Origin of the sequence: Streptomyces sp. WAC05292 (genome assembly GCF_003949955.1) — a bacterium.
In the GTDB taxonomy this organism is placed as follows: Bacteria; Actinomycetota; Actinomycetes; order Streptomycetales; family Streptomycetaceae; genus Streptomyces; species Streptomyces globosus.
Genome location: NZ_RPSE01000130.1, coordinates 1 through 14,805, shown reverse-complemented (window position 1 = coordinate 14,805; position 14,805 = coordinate 1). Strand labels below are relative to the sequence as shown.

Below are 14,805 nucleotides of genomic sequence, written 5' to 3'. Positions count from 1 at the left end.
AACTGCACTTCACGCCGACCAGCGCGTCCTGGCTGAACCTGGTCGAGCGGTGGTTCGCCGAGCTCACGCAGAAGAAGCTCAAGCGCGGAGTCCACCGCTCCGTCCAAGCCCTCGAACGCGACATCCGGGCCTGGCTCGCCGACTGGAACGAGCACCCCAGACCCTTCGCCTGGACGAAGACAGCCGACGAGATCCTCGACAAAGTCGCCGCCTACTGCCGACGAATCTCTGACTCAGGTCACTAGCGGTGCGCGGGCTGTTCGGCGGCGGCCGCCCGGGGTTCGGATCCCCGGGCGGCCGCCGCCTCGTGCGGACGGCTCGCGCGCCGCGGGTCGGCGGCGAGCGCGACGAGCACGCCGATGCCGAGGGCTGCGGTGGCGGCGAACCCGACGCCGGCCACGGAGCGCGCCTGCGTCAGCAGCAGCAGGACGAGCGTCGAGACGACGACGGCGGCGGACCCGTACACGAGCTGGGCGGCGGTCGGGCGCGGCGGCATGGGTATCCGTCCTCGGGGGCGGGAGGGGAGGCGGCTGGGCTGGGTCGCGCGCAGGCGACTCTACGCCGAGGGATGCCCGTACGGAACGGGCCGTAAGCGTGACCTGACCCACGGTCGCCGGTGCGCGGGGGGCGCACGGGCTCACGCCCCCGTCTCACATGCCGGTCGGGACGCGCCGTTCGTCCCGTAAGGCCGGAGAACGTCCGGATAGCGGAACTCGCCCACCGCATAGTGCAGTTGTAAGGAAGAAGTCAAGGTCTGTCTTTTCTTTAGACTCTCCGGTCAAATGTCGTCACTTGAGACGCGCGCCGCGCGGAACCCCCCGCTCCTTCGGAGACGTTCCGACCTGTGTCGCGGCCGCGGGAGGGGAACGACATCAAGTGACCAGCAACTCCAGCCGTCGGCGTGCCCTGCGCGCGGCGGCCATCGGCGTGACCATGGCCGCCACCGCGGCCACCGGCGCCGCCTTCACCACCGTCCAGGCCCACGAGGCCCCGTCGGCCGCGCCCGCCGTGGACCGCCAGGACCCGACCGCTCCCGCCAAGGAGAAGGTCAAGCACGACCTCGAAGGCCCGTACAGCAAGCAGCAGACGCAGGCGCGCGAGGCTGCCCTTGACCAGGTGCTGGCGGGCAAGAAGGGCGTGGAGCAGCGGGGCGCCTCCAAGGTCGTCAAGCTCGACGACAAGAAGTACGTCGAGCTCGGCCGCGAGAAGACCGACAAGATCTTCACGATCCTCGTCGAGTTCGGCGACCAGGTCGACAACGAGACCACCTTCGACCCGGACGGCCCGGACGGCCCGAAGCCGCCCGTCGCGAAGTACGGCGGCACGCCCGGCCCGCTGCACAACACCATCGCCCAGCCGAACCGCGCCGACAACAACAGCACCGCCTGGCGCAAGGACTTCAGCCGCGAGTACTTCCAGGAGCTGTACTTCGGTACGGGCCAGGGCAAGCACTCCCTGAAGACCTACTACGAGCGGGCCTCCTCGGGCCGCTACTCGGTCGAGGGCGAGGTCTCCGACTGGGTCAAGGTCCCGTACAACGAGGCCCGCTACGGCTCGAACTACTGCGGCCAGAGCAACTGCTCCAACGTGTGGGACACCGTCCGCGACGGCGTCACCGCCTGGACCGAGGCGCAGAAGAAGGCCGGCAAGACCGACGAGCAGATCAAGGCGCAGCTGTCCCAGTACGACCAGTGGGACCGCTACGACTTCGACGGCGACGGCAACTTCAACGAGTCCGACGGCTACATCGACCACTTCCAGATCGTCCACGCGGGCGAGGACGAGTCGGCCGGCGGCGGCAAGGAAGGCGCCAACGCCCTCTGGGCTCACCGCTGGTACGCCTACGGCACCAACGCGGGCAAGACCGGCCCGGAGAACAACAAGGCCGGCGGCACGCAGATCGGCAACACCGGCATCTGGGTCGGCGACTACACGATGCAGCCGGAGAACGGCGGCCTCGGCGTCTTCGCCCACGAGTACGGCCACGACCTCGGCCTGCCGGACCTGTACGACACCTCCGGCGGCGGCGAGAACGGCGTCGGCTTCTGGTCGCTGATGTCCGCCGGCTCCTGGCTCGGCGAGGGCAAGGACTCCATAGGCGACATGCCGGGCGACATGACCGCCTGGGACAAGCTCCAGCTGGGCTGGCTGAACTACGACACGGCCAAGGCCGCGACGAAGTCCACCCACAAGCTCGGTGTGTCGGCGTACAACACCAAGGACAAGCAGGCGCTCGTCGTCGAGCTGCCGAAGAAGCAGGTCAAGACCGACATCACCGCCCCTGCCGAGGGTTCCTCGCAGTGGTGGAGCGGCATGGGTGACGACCTCAAGAACACCCTGACCCGCTCGGTCGACCTGACCGGCAAGAAGTCCGCCGCCCTGTCCCTCAAGGGCTGGTGGGACATCGAGAAGGACTACGACTACCTCTACACCGAGGTGTCCACCGACGGCGGCGCCACCTGGACCGCCCTCGCGGGTACGGCGGGCGGCAAGGCCCTCCCCGTCGACGCCGCGGGCGCCCCGGCCCTGACCGACGTCTCCGGCGGCTGGCAGGACCTGAACTTCCCGCTCGACGCCTACGCGGGCAAGAAGTTCGACCTCCGCTTCCGCTACCAGACGGACGGCGGCGCGGGCGGCAAGGGCTTCACCGCCGACGCCGTCACCCTGACCGCGGACGGCTCCGCGCTGTTCACCGACGGCGCCGAGAACGGCGACAACGGCTGGACCGGCAAGGGCTTCTCCCGGATCGGCGCGGGCTTCACCAAGGACTACGCGCAGTACTACATCGCGGAGAACCGCCGCTACGTCTCGTACGACTCCACCCTCAAGGTGGGCCCGTACAACTTCGGCTGGGCGAGCACCCGCCCGAACTGGGTCGAGCACTACCCCTACCAGGACGGCCTGCTGATCTGGCTCTGGGACACCTCCCAGAAGGACAACAACACCAGCCAGCACCCCGGCCAGGGCCTGATCCTGCCGATCGACGCCAACGCCAAGCCGATGAAGTGGTCGGACGGCACGCTGCTGCGCAACAAGATCCAGCCGTACGACGCGACCTTCAGCGCGTACTCCACGGACGCGTTCACGCTGCACAAGAACGGCGAGTCGCTCTTCCTGAAGCCGAAGCCCGCGAACATGGTCTTCGACGACCACAAGGGCAAGTACTACTACGACGAGAACCCGACCGGCTCGGTGAAGGTGTCCGACACCAACACCAAGATCAAGATCAAGAAGGAGACCTACGACGGTCTCCAGATGACGGTCGAGGTCGGCCCCGCCAAGTAGTGATCCGGTAAAACAGCAGGTCACGCCATGATCGGCCGTCGCCCACTAGCGGGCGGCGGCCGATCGCGGTTTGATGCGGAAACGACCACCGCTTTCGACGCCCAGCTGACGGGGGAGACGCAGCGCATGCCCGCAGGAGGTTTCACCAGGCTCCCCAACGGGAGCGTCGTCGTGGCGCTGACCCTGCCGCGACCCGCCGGGGCCGGGGAGGCCGGGCCCGTCCGGGTCCTGGTCCACGCCGCGAACCGGGCCCGCGCCCTGACCAGGCTGCGCAACCTCGGCCTGCGCGCCGTATACCTGCGCGGCAACACGGAGCCGCCGACGCCGGACGAGGTCACCGCGGTCCTGCACCACCCGGACGGGCTCCTGTGGCGGGCCCTCCCCGACCGCGGCGACCTGTGGCGCCCGATACGCGCCCTGCTGCGCGGCGCCTGAGAAGCGGTACGGGCGCCTCAGCCGCCCTTGACGACGGGCGTGCCGCTGAGCTCCACCCCGGCCTCGCGGAGCTCCTGCAGCGCCCTGTCCGTGGTGTGCGGGGCCACGCCCGCCGTGAGGTCGAGCAGGACGCGGGTGCGCAGGCCGGCGCGGGCGGCGTCCAGCGCGGTGGCGCGGACGCAGTGGTCGGTGGCGATGCCGACGACGTCGACCTCGCCGACCTCGCGCTCGCGCAGCCAGTCGGCGAGCGGGGTGCCGTTCTCGTCGGCGCCCTCGAAGCCGCTGTAGGCGGCCTCGTAGGCGCCCTTGCTGAACACGGCGGAGACGGCCCCGGAGGCGACCGCGGGCGCGAAGTTCGGGTGGAACCCGACCCCCTCGGTCCCGGCGACGCAGTGCACGGGCCAGGAGTTCTCGTAGTCCGGCTCGGCGGGCGGCGCCGCGAAGTGCGCGCCCGGGTCGACGTGGTGGTCGCGGGTGGCGACGACGTGCCGGTAGACGGCCGTGGACTGGCCGATCAGCTCGGTGATGGCGGCGGCCACCCCGGCCCCGCCGGCGACCGCGAGGCTGCCGCCTTCGCAGAAGTCGTTCTGTACGTCGACGACGATCAGTGCGCGGTGCATGTCGCATGCCCTTCGGCTTGGTGTGGTGTGCTGCGGCGAGCCCCTGCACGGGGGCTCTTCCCCCGCGCCGCGCCACAAATGCAGGGGGCGGCAATCCAGCCCCGCCGCCGGCTGAGGCGCGGGGGTCCGGGGGCAAGGCCCCCGGTTCGGGAAGGGGCGGGGCGGGGAGAAGGCTCCGCGCAGCGGCCCCCGACCCGGCCCGGCGGCCGGGACCCCGGCCCGGCGGCCGAGACCCCGGCCCGGCGGCCGGGACCCGGGCCCGGGTCAGACGTACTCGGTCGGGATGACCGCCTCGCCCCGCGAGAGCTGCGTCGCGGACAGCGGCAGGCCGCCCCGAGCCCGCACATGCCGCTCCCGCGCCGCGTCGAGCGGCTCCCGCGCGACGACCTCCCCGCCCTTCACGAGCGGCACGAGCAGCTGCTGCCCGGCCAGCCCGGCCGGCACGGCCCCGGTCCCGACGACCTCCGCCTCGGCGACCCCGTCGGCATCCAGCCGCCGCGCCGCCCACTTCCGCCCCCCGATGGAGGTCTTCCCGCTCGCGGACTTCTTCGCGACGGGCGCGAGCGGCGCCTTCGGATCGGCGGACTCGGCGCGCGCGACGAGCTTGTAGACCATGGAGCAGGTGGGGTGCCCGCTGCCGGTGACGAGCTGCGTCCCCACCCCGTACGCGTCGACGGGCGCCGCGGCGAGCGAGGCGATGGCGTACTCGTCGAGGTCGGAGGTGACGACGATCCGGGTCTGCTCGGCGCCGAGCTCGTCGAGCTGCTGCCGCACGCGGTGGGCGACGAGGAGCAGGTCGCCGGAGTCGATGCGGACGGCGCCGAGCCCGGTGCCGGCGACCTCGACGGCGGTGCGGACGGCTTCGGCGACGTCGTACGTGTCCACCAGCAGGGTGGTTCCGCTGCCGAGGGAGGCGACCTGCGCGGTGAAGGCGTCGCGCTCGGTGTCGTGGAGCAGGGTGAAGGCGTGGGCGGAGGTGCCGACGGTGGGGATCCCGTAGCGGAATCCGGCGGCGAGGTCGGAGGTGGAGGCGAAGCCGCCGACGTACGCGGCGCGCGAGGCGGCGACGGCGGCGAGCTCGTGGGTGCGCCGGGCGCCCATCTCGATGAGGGGGCGGTCTCCGGCGGCGGAGGCCATCCGGGAGGCGGCGGCGGCGATCGCCGAGTCGTGGTTGAGGATCGACAGGATGACGGTCTCCAGCAGCACGCATTCGGCGAAGCTGCCCTCGACGCGCATGATCGGCGAGCCGGGGAAGTAGACCTCGCCCTCGGGGTAGCCCCAGATGTCGCCGGAGAAGCGGTAGGAGGAGAGCCAGTCGAGGGTGCGCATGTCGACGACGGCGCGTTCGCGCAGGAAGTCGAGGACGGCGCTGTCGAAGCGGAAGTTCTCGACCGCGTCGAGGACGCGGCCGGTGCCGGCGACGACGCCGTAGCGGCGTCCTTCGGGCAGGCGCCGGGTGAAGACCTCGAAGACCGAGCGGCGGTCGGCGGTGCCGTTCGCCAGGGCGGCCTGCAGCATCGTGAGCTCGTAATGGTCCGTGAAGAGCGCTGTCGACGGCACGTCCACCGGCAGGCCCAGGTCCGCAGGGTTCATGGCAGGGATGCTAGCGCACATTTCGTCAGAGTGACGAAATGTGGGGGCCTGTTTGTGCGACGGGCCCGTCACAGTGGCAGCATGGGTCGGGTGAGTGTTGCTCCCATTGAGATCGAACGCACCGAGTCCGCCGAAGAGGCATCCGCGGTCCCCGAACCCGACGTCCCATGGGTGACCCTGGTGCACAACGACCCCGTCAACCTCATGAGCTACGTGACGTACGTGTTCCAGGCGTACTTCGGCTACTCGAAGGACAAGGCGCACAAGCTGATGCTCGACGTCCACCACAAGGGGCGGGCCGTCGTCTCCAGCGGCACCCGCGAGGAAATGGAGCGCGACGTGCAGGCCATGCACGGCTACGGCCTGTGGGCGACCCTCTCCCAGGACCGGATCTGATGGGGCGGACCGCGGGCATGTTCGAGCCCCTCAAGGGCGGCGGAGCCGCCATCGCGCTGGACGAGATCGAGGTCTCCATCCTGCGCTCCCTGGCCGTCCAGCTCCTGGAGCTGATCGGGCCGGGCGCCCCCGAGCCGGACGCGGACGCCGATCCGCTCGCCGTGCTGTTCGCCGAGGCGGGCCAGGGGCCCACGGAGCGGCCCGCAGACCCTGCGCTGGCCCGCCTCTTCCCCGACGCGTACGGCGGCCCGGGCACCCCGGAGGGCGCGGACCGGGCCCGGCTGGACGACTGGTCGGCGGAGTTCCGCCGCTACACCGAGAACGACCTGCGCACGCGCAAGCGCGAGGACGCGCTGGCCGTCGTCCGCAGCCTGGACGGGCTCGCCGCGGACGGCGGCGGGGAGCCGTCCCGGCTGGAGCTGACCGGGGAGCAGCCGCTGCGCTGGCTCGGCGCGCTCAACGACCTGCGGCTGACGATCGCGGCCCGTCTGGAGATCACCGAGGACGACGAGAGCGCGGCGCTGTTCCGGCTGCCGGACGACGACCCGCGCAAGCCGATGGTGATGGCGTACCTGTGGCTCGGCGGGCTCCAGGAGACTCTCGTCGAAACCCTCTGACAACGCTCAAATCCGGATAACGATCAGATCAACTCCATGCAATGATCTGACGGTCTTATCTCCACTTGTCCCGATTTTGGCGTGCCCTGCATCACATGTGCGACCTTTGATCATCCGTACGCCCGTGATAGATCTTGCCGATCGCCGACGGGGCGCCACCCATGTTCCCGCGGCCTGCTTGAACCGGCTGACCGCCGGCGTGCAACTCCATCCGTATCCGGGGGGATCGAGGACCCGATCCGCAGCCGTTCCAGGCGCGGGTCGGCGTGGAGAAAGGCGCACCACACCATGACCTCTGTGCAGGTCGAGCAGCACCACAAGGCGTCCGGGGAGGGCGCCGCGGCCGAGGGTGGCGAGGGGTACCACCGCACGCTCGGCGCCCGCCAGATCCAGATGATCGCGATCGGCGGGGCCATCGGCACCGGGCTCTTCCTCGGCGCCGGCAAGGCCATCTCGAAGGCGGGACCGAGCCTCATCCTGGCCTACGCCCTCGCGGGCCTGGTCATCTTCTTCATCATGCGCGCCCTCGGCGAGCTGCTGATGTACCGGCCCGTCGCGGGCTCCTTCTCGGACTACGCCCGGGAGTTCATCGGCCCGTTCGCCGGCTTCGTCACCGGCTGGACCTACTGGCTCTTCTGGGTCGTCACCGGCATCACCGAAGTCACCGCCGCAGCCCAGTACATGGCGTACTGGACGGGCGACAGCTTCCCGCAGTGGGCGTACGCGCTCATCTTCACCGTCATCCTCTACGGCGCCAACCTGATCTCCGTGAAGCTCTTCGGCGAGCTGGAGTTCTGGTTCTCCATGGTCAAGGTCACCGCCATCATCGGCATGATCCTCATCTGCGCCGGCATCCTCACCATCGGCTTCTCGGACGCCGCCGAGACCGCCTCCGTCAGCAACCTGTGGAACGACGGCGGCTTCTTCCCCAAGGGCATCGGCGGCACGCTGATGACCCTGCAGATCGTGATGTTCGCCTTCCTCGCCGTCGAACTCGTCGGCGTCACCGCCGGCGAGTCCAAGGACCCGGCGAAGACCCTGCCCAAGGCCATCAACACCGTGCCGTGGCGCATCGCCGTCTTCTACGTCGGCGCGCTTATCATGATCCTGTCGGTCGTGCCGTGGACGCACTTCCAGCCCGGCGTCTCCCCGTTCGTCGCCGCCTTCGAGCGCATGGGCCTCGGCGTCGGCGCCGCCATCGTCAACTTCGTCGTGCTCACCGCCGCCCTGTCCTCCTGCAACTCGGGCATGTACTCCACCGGCCGCATGCTGCGCGACCTCGCCCTCAACGGCCAGGGCCCCCGGCTGTTCACCCGGCTCACCAAGAACGGCACCCCGCTGGTCGGCACCACCTTCTCGGCCTCGCTGATGCTGGTGGGCGTCTGGATCAACTACGTGGCCCCCGGCAAGGCCTTCGACTACGTCGTCTCCTTCGCCACCATCTCCGGCATGTGGGCCTGGATCATGATCCTGGTCTGCCAGATCCGCTACCGCGCCCGCGCCGACCGCGGCGAACTCCCCGGCTCCGCCTTCCGCGCCCCCGGCGCCCCCTGGACGAGCTGGTTCGCCCTGCTCTTCATCGGCATGGTCATCGTCATGATGGGCGCCGACAAGGACGCCCGGGTCTCCCTGTACTGCGCCCCGCTGTGGGGCCTCGCCCTCGGCATCGCCTACCTCGTCATCCGCCGCGGCGGCGGCAGCGGCGACGGGGCCCGGGCCACCGCCAAGGCCTCCGCCGCCACCTGACCCGCACGAGCGAGCCCCGGGGCTCCGCCCCGCACACACCCTGTCCGGCATTCGGGCCCTTCCGTACCACACCTCGGTACGGGAGGGCCCGTCTGCTTATCCTGTCGGTCATGCTGACCCTCACCCAGGCCCTGTACGACCAGATCGTCGCGCACGCCCGCAAGGACCACCCCGACGAGGCGTGCGGCGTCGTCGCCGGCCCCGCGGGCACCGGCCGGCCCGAGCGGTTCATCCCCATGCTGAACGCGGCCCGCTCGCCCACGTTCTACGAATTCGACTCCAAGGACCTCCTGCGGCTCTACCGCGAACTCGACGACCGGGACGAGGAGCCCGTGATCGTCTACCACTCGCACACCGCGACCCAGGCCTACCCCTCGCGCACCGATGTCGCCTACGCCAACGAGCCCGGCGCCCACTACGTCCTGGTCTCCACCGCCGACACCGACGGCCTCGGCGAGTTCCAGTTCCGCTCCTACCGCATCGTCGACGGCGTGATCACGGAGGAGGAAGTGCAGGTCGTCGAGGCCTACTGACCGACATGTGAGCGCATTCCGTCCACGATGCGGAATCACACTCCATTCGGGCGACCGGGAATCGTTAACATGACCGCATGGTTTTCCCCGACGTGAGCACCGAGAAGCCCGGCAGGCCCCTGCTCGTGGCACGGCTGCACGTCGACCTGTGCCGCCTCGCCAGCAGTATCTGTCCTGCCGCCTGAGCACCGCAGCCCCCTCGCGCCGGGGCCATCGAGCCGCGCGCCCCTCATCTTCCCCGCACCCATCCGACTGGAGCCTGCCATGGCCATCGAGGTCCGCATCCCGACCATCCTCCGCACCTACACCGACGGCGAGAAGGCCGTCACCGGCGAGGGCGGCACCCTGTCCGAGCTCTTCGCGGACCTGGAGACGCGCCACAAGGGGATCGAGGAGCGCATCGTCGACGGCGGCAAGCTGCGCCGCTTCGTGAACGTCTACCTCAACGACGAGGACGTCCGCTTCCTCGACGGCATCGCCACCCCCCTCAAGGACGGCGACAGCGTGACGATCCTCCCGGCGGTCGCCGGCGGCGCCGCCTGATGCGCTACGACTCCCCGCTGGCCGCGGTCGGCAACACCCCGCTCGTCCGGCTGCCCAGGCTGTCGCCCTCCGAGGACGTCCGCATCTGGGCCAAGCTGGAGGACCGGAACCCGACCGGCTCGATCAAGGACCGCCCCGCGCTCCACATGGTCGAGCAGGCCGAGAAGGACGGCAGGCTGTACCCCGGCTGCACCATCCTGGAGCCCACCTCCGGCAACACCGGCATCTCCCTGGCGATGGCGGCGAAGCTCAAGGGCTACCGGATCGTGTGCGTCATGCCGGAGAACACCAGCCAGGAGCGCCGCGACCTTCTCGCCATGTGGGGAGCCGAGATCATCTCCTCGCCCGCGGCCGGCGGCTCCAACACCGCGGTCCGCGTCGCCAAGGAGCTGGCGGCCGAGCACCCGGACTGGGTGATGCTCTACCAGTACGGCAACCCGGACAACGCGGGCGCCCACTACGCCGGCACCGGGCCCGAGATCCTGCGTGACCTCCCCTCGATCACCCACTTCGTGGCGGGCCTCGGCACCACCGGCACCCTGATGGGCGCCGGCCGCTACCTGCGCGAGCACGTCGAGGGCGTGAAGATCGTCGCCGCCGAGCCGCGGTACGACGACCTCGTCTACGGCCTCCGGAACCTCGACGAGGGCTTCGTGCCCGAGCTGTACGACGCCTCGGTGCTCACCACCCGCTACTCGGTGGGCTCCGCGGACGCGGTGGCCCGCACCCGCGAACTCCTCCAGCAGGAGGGCATCTTCGCGGGCGTCTCCACCGGCGCCGCCCTCCACGCGGCGATCGGCGTCGGCCGCAAGGCGGTCGCCGCCGGCGAGAGCGCCGACATCGTCTTCGTCGTGGCCGACGGAGGCTGGAAGTACCTGTCGACCGGCGTCTACACGGCGGCGACGACGGAGGAGGCGGTCGAGGTCCTCCAGGGCCAACTCTGGGCCTGACGGCCGGGGGTGGGGCGGGCCGGCTGGGCGCCAGGAGGTCCGCCAAGACCGCCGCATGGCTGGAGTCCGGTTCGCGGACCGCGGTCAGCAGGGTCAGCGGACCCCGCTCCGCGAGGGCCCGCAGCCGGTCCAGTTCCGCGGCGGGTTCCGGTTCCGCCAGCTCCGCCTCGTACCGCTCGCGGAACTCCTCCGCAGAGACGCCGCCCGCGTGGTACTCCTTGCGGAGCTCCGCGGACGGGGTGACCGCCTTCGGCCACTCGTCCACCGCCGCGTCCGCCTTCGCCAGGCCCCGCGGCCACAGCCGGTCCACCAGCACCCGCACCCCGTCCGCCCCCGGCTCCGGGGGGTCGTAGACGCGCCGCACCCGCACCGCCGCCCGTGCCATCAGCGTCCTCCTCCGAGTCCCTTGACCTCGTCCCACACCGCCGGGTCCAGCGTGCCCAGCCGGCTGCGGAACTCCCACACCCACACCTCCGCCGGGCGGTCCGCCTCCAGGTACCCCACCCGGCCCGGCGTCAGCCCGACCGTCCCCGGCGGCAGCGGGATCACCCCGGCCCGCCGGTCGTCGTACTTGCCGCTGATCCACGCGACGCGCGCCCGGTGCGCCCGTACCGGCCGGGACGCCAGCACCAGGCACGGCCGCCCGTCCGCCAGGCACCACAGCTCGCCCGGCCGCGGCTGCGGCGCCGGGCCCCGGCCGTGCGGCGGCGGCGCCCCCCGGCCGGCACCCGGCCGCACCCCCGCGACCAGCACCAGCAGCAGCACGGCCACCACCGCCGCGGCCGCCGGCCACCAGGACGTGTCCATAGTCCGACGGTAGCCGCGCCCGCACGCCCCGGCACGGCAGTCCACCGCCGCCCGCGCCGCCCCCGCAACGGCAACTCCCGGGCCCCGCTTCGCTCTGCCGGGTGACAGCACAGGTGATTCCCCCCACAACGGCCTGCCGCGGAGGAGCGACCCGACGTTTCGCGCCTTACGCTCGACCCACGCACGGCCCGCACTCCGTCCACGGACCGTCCCGGAGGTTGTCACTCCATGAAGCTCACCGTCGTCGGCTGCTCGGGGTCGTTCCCGTCCGCGGAATCGGCCTGCTCGAGCTACCTCGTCGAGGCCGACGGCTTCCGGCTGCTCCTCGACATGGGCAACGGCGCCCTCGGCGAGCTGCAGCGCCACTGCGGCCTGTACGACCTCGACGCGATCTTCCTCAGCCACCTGCACGCCGACCACTGCATCGACATGTGCGCGTACTTCGTGGCCCGCTACTACCGCCACGAGGGCGGCCGCTGCGGGCCCCTCCCCGTGTACGGCCCCGAGGGCACCGAGAAGCGCCTGACGACCGCGTACGACGACGTCCCCGACGAGCGCTCGATGAGCGAGGTCTTCGACTTCCGCACGCTGAAGCCCGGCGCCTTCGAGATCGGCCCGTTCCAGGTCCGCACCGAGCGGGTCAGCCATCCGGTGGAGGCCTACGGCATCCGCGTCGAGCACGGCGGCCGCTCGCTGGCCTACTCGGGCGACACCGGGGTCTGCGCCGAACTGGCGGCGCTCGCGGAGGGCGTCGACCTGTTCCTGTGCGAGGCGTCGTTCACGCACGGCAAGGAGAACATCCCCGACCTCCACCTCAACGGCCGCGAGGCGGGCGAGTTCGCGCGCGACGGCCGCGTCGGGAGGCTCGTGCTGACCCACATCCCGCCGTGGACGGACGCCCGCCAGAACATCGCCGACGCGCGCGCGGCGTACGACGGCCCGGTGGACCTCGCGTACGCGGGCGCCGTGTACGAGGTCTGAGCCCGGACCGTTCCGCACCGCCCCCGCATACGGCGAAGCCCCCGCCCTCCCTCGACGGGAGAGCGGGGGCTTCGGCGGTTTCCGGCCGAGGCGGCCCTTACTTGGCCTCGGCCTTCTGCAGCTCGGCGAGCTCCTCGTCGGACTCGCGGCCCGGCGTCGGCAGGTTCCACTTGATGATCGCGAAGCGGAAGACCGCGTAGTAGACCACGGCGAAGGCCAGGCCGACCACGACGATCCCCAGCGGCTTGGTGGAGATGCCCAGGTTCAGCAGGAAGTCGATCGCACCGGCGGAGAAGCCGAAGCCGCTCTTCATGCCGAGCGCCCAGGTCAGCGCCATGGAGATACCGGTCAGCACCGCGTGGACCGCGTACAGCACCGGGGCGATGAACATGAACGTGAACTCGATCGGCTCGGTCACGCCGGTGACGAAGGCGGTGAGCGCGAGGGAGAACATCATGCCGCCGACGACCTTGCGGCGCTCGGGGCGGGCGCAGTGGACGATCGCGAGGCAGGCCGCGGGGAGCGCGAACATCATGATCGGGAAGAAGCCGGTCATGAACTGGCCGGCGGTGGGGTCGCCCGCCAGGAAGCGGGCGATGTCGCCGCTCTTGCCGTTGTACTCGCCGGCCTGGAACCACGGGAAGGAGTTCAGCAGGTGGTGCATGCCGACCGGGATCAGCGCGCGGTTGACGACACCGAAGATGCCCGCGCCGACGGCGCCGGAGCCGACCAGCCACTCGCCCACGTTGTGCAGGCCGGAGCCCAGGACCGGCCAGATGAGGCCGAAGAGGATGCCGATGGCGAGGCCCGCGAAGGCGGAGAGGATCGGGACGAGGCGGCGGCCGCCGAAGAAGCCCGCCCAGTCCGGCAGCTTGGTCCGGTAGAACCGCTGGTACAGGAGGGCGACGACGATGCCCATGACGACGCCGCCGAGGACCTTCGCGTCGACCGGGGCCTCGACCTGTACGATCTTGCCGTCCACGACCTTGGACAGCTTGGGCAGGTTCGGGTCGGTGAAGGTGGCGAGGACCTTCTGGAAGACGAGGTAGCCGGTCACGGCCGCGAGCGCGGTCGAGCCGTCGGACTTCTTCGCGAAGCCGATGGCGATGCCGACCGCGAAGAGCAGCGCCATGTTGCCGATGATCGCCTCGCCGCCGGCGGCCATGTAGCCGCCGATGGTGTTGAGGAACGACGGCAGGTCCTTGTCGGCGAGCATGTCATCCTGGCCCAGGCGGATCAGGAGTGCGCCGGCCGGCAGCACCGCGACGGGGAGCATGAGGCTGCGGCCGATGCGCTGCATGACAGCCATCGCGCCGGCGCCCTTCTTCTTCTCGGCCGCGGGGGCGGCAGCCGTGGTCACAACTTCCTCCAGGGGGCAAGGCGCCGCCAGAGGAGCAAGGGGGACGGCGACGTCTTCGTTGGGGGTGACGCGGACTCCCGATGGACCCGCGTGGTCTACACCAATGGGTGGTGTAGACCAGTTTTAGCACGGTCGGGGTTAGATAAGGAACCTTCGATTTTCTGTGGCCTGCGCCACACTTTGCCGCCCCCGGCACGTCCCGCGGCACACCCCGCCCCGCAGCCGCCCGCGCCGCCCGAATCCGGGCAACCGGAAGGCCCCCGCACCGAAGTGGCGAGGGCCTGCGCCGACCGGCGGCGAAACGGGCGGGGAGCGGTTACGCCTTGGTGTTCTCGGCCTGCATCGCCGCGATCTCCTCGTCCGACTCCCGCCCCGGCGTCGGGATGTCGAACCTGGTGATCGCGAAGCGGAAGACCGCGTAGTACACCGCGGCGAAGCCCAACCCGATCGGGATGATCAGCCACGGCTTCGTCGCCAGCCCCCAGTTGATGACGTAGTCGATCAACCCGGCCGAGAAGCTGAACCCGTCCTTCACGCCCAGCGCCCACGTCACCGCCATCGACACTCCCGTCAGCAGCGCGTGCACCGCGTACAGCGCCGGCGCCACGAACAGGAAGGAGTACTCCAGCGGCTCCGTGATCCCCGTGACGAACGACGTCAGCGCCACCGACAGCATCAGCCCGCCCACCTCCTTGCGGCGCTGCGGCTTCGCGCAGTGCGTGATCGCCAGCGCCGCCCCCGGCAGGGCGAACATCATGATCGGGAAGAAGCCGGTCAGGAACAGGCCCGCCTCCGGGTCGCCGTTCAGGAACATGTTGATGTCGCCGTGCACCGTCTTCCCGTCCGGCGTCGTGTAACTGCCGAACTGGAACCACACGGGCACGTTCAGGAACTGGTGCAGCCCGATCACCAGCAGCGCACGGTTCGCCACCCCGAAGA

General features: G+C 70.8%; 16 protein-coding genes and 2 pseudogenes. 11 read left to right on the top strand and 7 right to left on the bottom strand.

Features of this window, described 5'->3' with window-relative positions:
* A pseudogene (locus EF903_RS16310) lies at positions 1-245 on the top strand (IS630 family transposase); the annotation flags it as partial.
* On the opposite strand, the gene EF903_RS16305 reads toward EF903_RS16310, so the two are convergent.
* Positions 242-496, bottom strand: a complete 255-nt coding sequence (locus EF903_RS16305) for a hypothetical protein (RefSeq protein WP_125543958.1) — start codon at positions 494-496, stop codon at positions 242-244. The pseudogene EF903_RS16310 and the gene EF903_RS16305 overlap by 4 nt on opposite strands.
* 437 nt (positions 497-933) lie before the next feature.
* Between EF903_RS16305 and EF903_RS16300 the strand changes: the two genes are divergently transcribed.
* Complete coding sequence (locus tag EF903_RS16300; protein ID WP_125543960.1) at positions 934-3,285, top strand: immune inhibitor A domain-containing protein; 2,352 nt, start codon at positions 934-936, stop codon at positions 3,283-3,285.
* Positions 3,286-3,411: 126 nt separating this feature from the next.
* Positions 3,412-3,720 carry a hypothetical protein gene (locus EF903_RS16295; protein ID WP_125543957.1) on the top strand — a complete coding sequence of 103 codons (309 nt, stop codon included), beginning with the start codon at positions 3,412-3,414 and terminating at the stop codon, positions 3,718-3,720.
* A gap of 17 nt (positions 3,721-3,737) precedes the next feature.
* Here EF903_RS16295 and EF903_RS16290 read toward each other — a convergent pair whose 3' ends face one another.
* The gene (locus tag EF903_RS16290; protein ID WP_125543956.1) at positions 3,738-4,340 is read right to left on the bottom strand and encodes an isochorismatase family protein; all 603 of its coding nucleotides are present in this window, start codon (positions 4,338-4,340) and stop codon (positions 3,738-3,740) included.
* 264 nt (positions 4,341-4,604) lie between these two features.
* Complete coding sequence (locus EF903_RS16285; protein WP_125543955.1) at positions 4,605-5,933, bottom strand: nicotinate phosphoribosyltransferase; 1,329 nt, start codon at positions 5,931-5,933, stop codon at positions 4,605-4,607.
* A gap of 81 nt (positions 5,934-6,014) precedes the next feature.
* On the opposite strand from EF903_RS16285, the gene clpS reads away from it, so the two are divergent.
* The 7 genes from clpS to EF903_RS16255 all read left to right on the top strand — a co-directional run bounded on the left by clpS (position 6,015) and on the right by EF903_RS16255 (position 10,718).
* Complete coding sequence (gene clpS, locus EF903_RS16280; RefSeq protein WP_125543954.1) at positions 6,015-6,329, top strand: ATP-dependent Clp protease adapter ClpS; 315 nt, start codon at positions 6,015-6,017, stop codon at positions 6,327-6,329.
* Complete coding sequence (locus EF903_RS16275; protein WP_125543953.1) at positions 6,329-6,946, top strand: DUF2017 domain-containing protein; 618 nt, start codon at positions 6,329-6,331, stop codon at positions 6,944-6,946. The genes clpS and EF903_RS16275 overlap by 1 nt, the downstream gene beginning before the upstream one ends.
* 288 nt (positions 6,947-7,234) lie before the next feature.
* The gene (locus EF903_RS16270) at positions 7,235-8,692 is read left to right on the top strand and encodes an amino acid permease (protein WP_125543952.1); all 1,458 of its coding nucleotides are present in this window, start codon (positions 7,235-7,237) and stop codon (positions 8,690-8,692) included.
* 110 nt (positions 8,693-8,802) lie between these two features.
* Positions 8,803-9,225 carry a Mov34/MPN/PAD-1 family protein gene (locus EF903_RS16265; protein WP_125543951.1) on the top strand — a complete coding sequence of 141 codons (423 nt, stop codon included), beginning with the start codon at positions 8,803-8,805 and terminating at the stop codon, positions 9,223-9,225.
* Positions 9,226-9,302: 77 nt separating this feature from the next.
* On the top strand, positions 9,303-9,410 hold the full coding sequence (locus EF903_RS35885; protein ID WP_312845931.1) for a putative leader peptide: 108 nt from the start codon (positions 9,303-9,305) through the stop codon (positions 9,408-9,410).
* Between the two features lie 79 nt (positions 9,411-9,489).
* A complete protein-coding gene (locus EF903_RS16260; RefSeq protein ID WP_114057707.1) occupies positions 9,490-9,768 on the top strand; it encodes a MoaD/ThiS family protein in 279 nt (92 codons plus the stop codon).
* Positions 9,768-10,718 (top strand): PLP-dependent cysteine synthase family protein, encoded by a 951-nt coding sequence (locus EF903_RS16255; RefSeq protein ID WP_125543950.1) that lies wholly within the window; start codon positions 9,768-9,770, stop codon positions 10,716-10,718. Before EF903_RS16260 ends, EF903_RS16255 begins: the two co-directional genes overlap by 1 nt.
* 31 nt (positions 10,719-10,749) lie before the next feature.
* Here EF903_RS16255 and EF903_RS16250 read toward each other — a convergent pair.
* Together EF903_RS16250 and EF903_RS16245 are read right to left on the bottom strand one after the other, a co-directional pair.
* Positions 10,750-11,103 (bottom strand): annotated as a pseudogene (locus EF903_RS16250) (DUF488 domain-containing protein); the annotation flags it as partial.
* Positions 11,103-11,525 carry a hypothetical protein gene (locus EF903_RS16245; protein WP_125543949.1) on the bottom strand — a complete coding sequence of 141 codons (423 nt, stop codon included), beginning with the start codon at positions 11,523-11,525 and terminating at the stop codon, positions 11,103-11,105. The pseudogene EF903_RS16250 and the gene EF903_RS16245, both read right to left, overlap by 1 nt.
* Before the next feature lie 228 nt (positions 11,526-11,753).
* Here EF903_RS16245 and EF903_RS16240 point away from each other — a divergent pair, with 228 nt between their 5' ends.
* Complete coding sequence (locus EF903_RS16240) at positions 11,754-12,506, top strand: MBL fold metallo-hydrolase (protein WP_125543948.1); 753 nt, start codon at positions 11,754-11,756, stop codon at positions 12,504-12,506.
* Positions 12,507-12,603: 97 nt separating this feature from the next.
* On the opposite strand, the gene EF903_RS16235 is transcribed toward EF903_RS16240, so the two are convergent.
* Positions 12,604-13,815: a PTS transporter subunit EIIC gene (locus EF903_RS16235; protein WP_125543959.1), complete on the bottom strand. Its 1,212-nt coding sequence runs from the start codon at positions 13,813-13,815 to the stop codon at positions 12,604-12,606.
* 367 nt (positions 13,816-14,182) lie between these two features.
* Positions 14,183-14,805 (bottom strand): PTS transporter subunit EIIC (locus tag EF903_RS16230; protein ID WP_185902685.1); only part of this gene is annotated, 623 nt, incomplete at its 5' end.

Bases quoted from the DNA above. Each gene is read 5' to 3' on its own strand.
- EF903_RS16245 (WP_125543949.1), bottom strand. From the start codon at position 11,525: ATGGACACGTCCTGGTGGCCGGCGGCCGCGGCGGTGGTGGCCGTGCTG.
- EF903_RS16275 (WP_125543953.1), top strand. From the start codon at position 6,329: ATGGGGCGGACCGCGGGCATGTTCGAGCCCCTCAAGGGCGGCGGAGCC.
- EF903_RS16295 (WP_125543957.1), top strand. From the start codon at position 3,412: ATGCCCGCAGGAGGTTTCACCAGGCTCCCCAACGGGAGCGTCGTCGTG.
- clpS (WP_125543954.1), top strand. From the start codon at position 6,015: ATGGGTCGGGTGAGTGTTGCTCCCATTGAGATCGAACGCACCGAGTCC.
- EF903_RS35885 (WP_312845931.1), top strand. From the start codon at position 9,303: ATGGTTTTCCCCGACGTGAGCACCGAGAAGCCCGGCAGGCCCCTGCTC.
- EF903_RS16260 (WP_114057707.1), top strand. From the start codon at position 9,490: ATGGCCATCGAGGTCCGCATCCCGACCATCCTCCGCACCTACACCGAC.
- EF903_RS16235 (WP_125543959.1), bottom strand. From the start codon at position 13,815: ATGGCTGTCATGCAGCGCATCGGCCGCAGCCTCATGCTCCCCGTCGCG.
- EF903_RS16240 (WP_125543948.1), top strand. From the start codon at position 11,754: ATGAAGCTCACCGTCGTCGGCTGCTCGGGGTCGTTCCCGTCCGCGGAA.
- EF903_RS16300 (WP_125543960.1), top strand. From the start codon at position 934: ATGGCCGCCACCGCGGCCACCGGCGCCGCCTTCACCACCGTCCAGGCC.
- EF903_RS16270 (WP_125543952.1), top strand. From the start codon at position 7,235: ATGACCTCTGTGCAGGTCGAGCAGCACCACAAGGCGTCCGGGGAGGGC.
- EF903_RS16305 (WP_125543958.1), bottom strand. From the start codon at position 496: ATGCCGCCGCGCCCGACCGCCGCCCAGCTCGTGTACGGGTCCGCCGCC.
- EF903_RS16285 (WP_125543955.1), bottom strand. From the start codon at position 5,933: ATGAACCCTGCGGACCTGGGCCTGCCGGTGGACGTGCCGTCGACAGCG.
- EF903_RS16255 (WP_125543950.1), top strand. From the start codon at position 9,768: ATGCGCTACGACTCCCCGCTGGCCGCGGTCGGCAACACCCCGCTCGTC.
- EF903_RS16290 (WP_125543956.1), bottom strand. From the start codon at position 4,340: ATGCACCGCGCACTGATCGTCGTCGACGTACAGAACGACTTCTGCGAA.
- EF903_RS16265 (WP_125543951.1), top strand. From the start codon at position 8,803: ATGCTGACCCTCACCCAGGCCCTGTACGACCAGATCGTCGCGCACGCC.